Genomic DNA, 4,090 nt, shown 5'->3' with positions numbered 1-4,090 from the left:
AAGGTGCGCGACGGCATCGCCAATGCGTTCGTCTGGCTCCGCCAGCCCGTCCCCGCGGGCGCTACGGTCACGTCGGCCACGCTCACACTGACGCCCGGGGGGTCCGTCCCCCGGGCACCCGGACCGTCAGTGCTCGCCGGGCAACTGCCTCGTGGAAGGCGTCCCGGCTCAACTGGAACAACATGCCGGCCGGCGGGGCCCTCCGCGGGGGTCGGCGGTCGTCGGCTCCCCTGTCCGACGGCGACACGGTCCAGATCGACGTGACGAGCTTCGTCCAGGCCTGGGCCGGCGGGCTCCAGAACTACGGCTGGCGCATCGCCACGACCGCGACGGCCACCCACCAGTTCTACGGCTTCAACTCCGCCAACGGCCCGACCCTCACGGTCACCTGGGCCGACAACCCCTCACAGCCGACAGACCTCCGCCCGTCCGAGGCGGCTACGTCTCTCGCGCTCCCGCATGTGACGTTCGCCTACGAGGACGTGTCGGGCGACACGGAGCTCGCGTCAGCGCGCGTGCAGGTCTCGACCTCCGAGAGCTTCTCGTCGCCGGTCTACGACTCCGGCGAGGTGCTCACCACGTCGTCTGACGTCGACCTCGCCGAGATCGCCGCCCAGCGACTCCCCAACCCCTCCTTCTCGACGAACACCACGGGGCTGGACGGGGAACAACGCGACGCTCGCCCGGGTGACTACCCCGGTCAACACCGGGCCGGGCGCACTGTCGGTGACGGCTGTCGCGGCGGGCAACGCGTACGCCTACTCGGACCTCTTCCCGGTTGTCCCCGGCCAGACCTACACGGTCGACGCCGTCGTCCGCGCCGCGTCGACCGTGCGCTCGTCGTTCGTGCGTTTGCGGTGGTTCAACGCCGCGAGGGCCGAGGTCACGACGAGCACAGGCACCGCCAGCAACAACACCACGTCGTTCGCCGCCCGCACGGTGACCGCCGTTGCTCCGGCCAGCGCCGCGACGGTGCGTGCCGAGGTGCAGTTCTCCTCCGCAGCGCTCGGCGAGGTGCACTACGTCGACAACGTGTCGCTCGTCGGCGGCTCCGCCGCATGGGCCGGCATGTCCGACGGCCAGACGGTCAACTGGCGAGTCCAGGCGCGGGACGGCGCCGGCCTGTGGTCGACATGGTCCGAGCCCGTCCCCATGACCCGCCGAGTCAAGCCGACAGTCACGATCTCGAACCTCGGCGCTGGCGCTGCCTACGACAGCTCGCCCCCGATCATCTGGTCGGTGACGGGCGGGACGCAGGTCCGCTACCGCGTGCTCGTCTACCACGTAACGGACCTCTCGCGGCCGGTCTACGACTCGAAGGAGCGCCAGAGTTCGGAGACGTCGCTGACGATCCCGAGCGGGTACCTCTTCGATGACTGGACCTACCGCGTCAAGGTGCGGGTCTGGGACTCCCAGAACCGCGAAGCGACCCCCGGTGATCCCACCTACGCCCAGGCCCAGGCCGATTTCCACCTCGACACCGACGTAGCAGTAGGCGGCGTGACCGGACTGAGCGTCGCTCAGGTCGGGCAGACGCCGACCGTCGATATCGAGTGGCAGCGCTCGACGACCCCGGACCGGTTCGTGATCCTTCGCGACGGCCGGATCTCCCGCACGGTCGACGCCGAGGACGTCTACGTCTCCGGCACGACCTACCGCTACCGCTCGCACGGCTCCCGGCCGAACTGGTCGCACCGCTACGAGGTGCGCGCCGTGGTCAACGGGCGCACGTCGGCGACCAACCCGGACGTCTACTACGCCGTGCCCGTGGAGGGTATCTGGCTCATCGACCGGGACCGCGACATCAACGTCACGCTCATGGGCAACGACGAGGGCACGTGGTCGATGGAGGACGACGCCAGCGTCTACACGCCGATCGGCTCGACGCAGCCCGTGCGCATCGTGAACGGCATGCGCGGCCTGGAGGGGGTCTCTCTCTGGCGCGCTCATGGCGGGCTTCGGGAAGACCTTCCGAGCCATGGAGGCCGACCTCTACGCCATCAAGGAGCGGCCGTACCAGACGGTTCAGCTCATCGCCGGCGACATGTCCTTCGAGGCGCTGGTCGGCAACATCACGATCTCCCCGTCGCCCAAGACGCGCGCGGGCGAGGTCTACAAGAACGTCTCGTTCGACTTCTGGCAGGTGGGGGACCTCCCCTTCGACGCCGTCGTCTGACCGTAAGGAGCCCCGCGCCACATGATGACTCTAGGGCTCACCACAGAGGAGCGGAGGGCGTACGAAGCGGCCCTCCGCTCCTCGCACACGCGGCGCATCGACGTTGACGTCCTGACCCTGAACGGCGGCGTCCTGTCGTCCGTCTCGCACACGCTCCTTGACGGGCAGGTGAACGTCGATGCCGACGCCGAGGTCACGGCGGTCCGCGACCCTGACCTTCCTCGACCCGAGCCACTCCCTGAACTTCGACACCGACAGCCCGACGACGGCGGCCATCTACGCCGACCGGATGATCCGCGTTCGCTACGGCGTGCACGTCGAGGAGCTCGACCGGTACGTCTTCGCGACGGTCTTCACGGGCCCCGTGACCGGGGCTGTCCCGGGAGGGCGTCACGGTCACGGTCGAAGCACAGGGCAAGGAGGCACTAGCTCTCGGCGCCGTGTGGACCCCGATCACGCTCCGCAAGGGGAGTGACGGTCGTGGGCGCCATCCGCGTGCTCATGAGCAGCCGCGCCGGCGAGACCCGCTTCTCCATCCCGGACTTCCGCAACTCGTACGGCAAGCGCCTGACCCTGCCGAAGGCCCGGTCCCTGGACCGCTTCGCTCAGGTGTGGTCCGCCGCCCGGAGCCTGTCCCGCTCGATCGACAAACAGCTCTTCTACAACGGCGCCGGCATCCTCGTGATGCGGAACCACTCCCGGGCCGTGAAGTACGTCTTCAAGCCGGGCACGGGCGGCAGCATCGTTAGCGAAGTCGCGATCAACTACCAGATGGCGGACGTCAAGAACACGATCTCCGTCAAGGGGCAGCCGCCGAACGGGAGATGGGCGCCGTATCGGCGACCGTCGTCGCCCCGCGGAGCCACCCCCCTGTCCCCGTTCCGCATGGGCCGGAAGGCGCGCCGCGCTACCTGGTCGAGCGGGTGGAGAACGCCTCGATCCGCTCCCACGCCGCGGCGAAGGAGTACGCCGAACGCCTCCTGGAATCGCGCATCCGCGAGGCCGTGGAGGTCTCCTTCGACGCGCTCCCGGTCCCGCATCTCGACCCTGACGACATGGTCAGCGTCCAGACGCCGGACTTCACGCTGAAGTTCCGCCTCCGGAAGTTCGCGATCCCGCTCGCGCCGAACGGTGCGCCGCCCATGCCGGTCGGCTACCTGAAGCGCCTCACGCCCAGCAAGAAGACCATTCGACAAGGGGCAAGCGATGACGTACGACCTCACCGGGCGCGTTGCCGCCGTGAACACCGTGCCCCTTGGCGGCACGCTCGCCGAGGAGGCGCCCGCGGGAGCGACCGTGCTCCTCGTCGAGGACACGGCCGACTTCGACCCGGACGGCGGCGCCCTCCTCCTGGGCGGCGCCGAGGTAGTCACGTACACCAGCGCTGACGACGAGTCGGGAGAGGTCATCCTCGCCGCCCCCACGGCCGCACTGTGGGAGATCGACACCCGCGTTGACGTCTGGGACGCCGCGACGTCGGCCCCCGTGTCGAGACGCTCGCGCAGATCCTCGTCGAAGGCATCGAGCAGGCCGGCGACTCGCTCGTCGCGACCGTCGACCACGCCCTGACTCCCCTACCTCCCCGAGGGCATCCGCGACCCCGACCCCGACGTCCAGGCGTCGATCGGCGAGGCCGTCGCGCTCGCGTACCGCGGCGACGAGCTCGTTGTCCTGAACATCATCGGGCAGGCCCCGGTCATGGATGGCTCCGTGATCGACCCCTCGACGCTCCCGCCGTCGGGCGGCCCCGAGCCGGAGGAGCCCGTCACCCCGGGCGCCCCACGATCACCCCGGATTCGGCGCGCTCATGCTCCGCTGGGCCGGCGTCGTGCACCCGAACCCTGTCGTCTACGAGGTGCACATCTCCGCGACGTCGCCCGTAGTCCCCAGCGCCGCGACCCTCGCCGGCGAACT

The 4,090-nt window shown here is 69.8% G+C and carries 3 protein-coding genes and 1 pseudogene; all 4 read left to right on the top strand.

Translation table 11 applies throughout. The annotated features are described in order from the left end of the window. Window positions 1-32: 32 nt before the first annotated feature. Window positions 33-377, top strand: a pseudogene (locus PROKR_RS38115) (DNRLRE domain-containing protein); the annotation flags it as partial. Between the two features lie 310 nt (window positions 378-687). Next, a complete protein-coding gene (locus PROKR_RS37195) occupies window positions 688-2,283 on the top strand; it encodes a fibronectin type III domain-containing protein (RefSeq protein ID WP_245605667.1) in 1,596 nt (531 codons plus the stop codon). A 373-nt stretch (window positions 2,284-2,656) separates the two neighbouring features. Continuing rightward, a complete protein-coding gene (locus PROKR_RS33530; RefSeq protein ID WP_169736297.1) occupies window positions 2,657-3,265 on the top strand; it encodes a hypothetical protein in 609 nt (202 codons plus the stop codon). A 117-nt stretch (window positions 3,266-3,382) separates the two neighbouring features. Next, on the top strand, window positions 3,383-3,745 hold the full coding sequence (locus PROKR_RS02430; protein WP_036959335.1) for a hypothetical protein: 363 nt from the start codon (window positions 3,383-3,385) through the stop codon (window positions 3,743-3,745). Window positions 3,746-4,090 lie beyond the last annotated feature (345 nt).

The sequence above is a fragment of the Promicromonospora kroppenstedtii DSM 19349 genome (assembly GCF_000515355.1).
Classification (GTDB): Bacteria; Actinomycetota; Actinomycetes; order Actinomycetales; family Cellulomonadaceae; genus Promicromonospora; species Promicromonospora kroppenstedtii.
The sequence above is the reverse complement of the archived record's forward strand: the minus strand, read 5'-3'. Positions and strand labels throughout refer to the sequence as shown.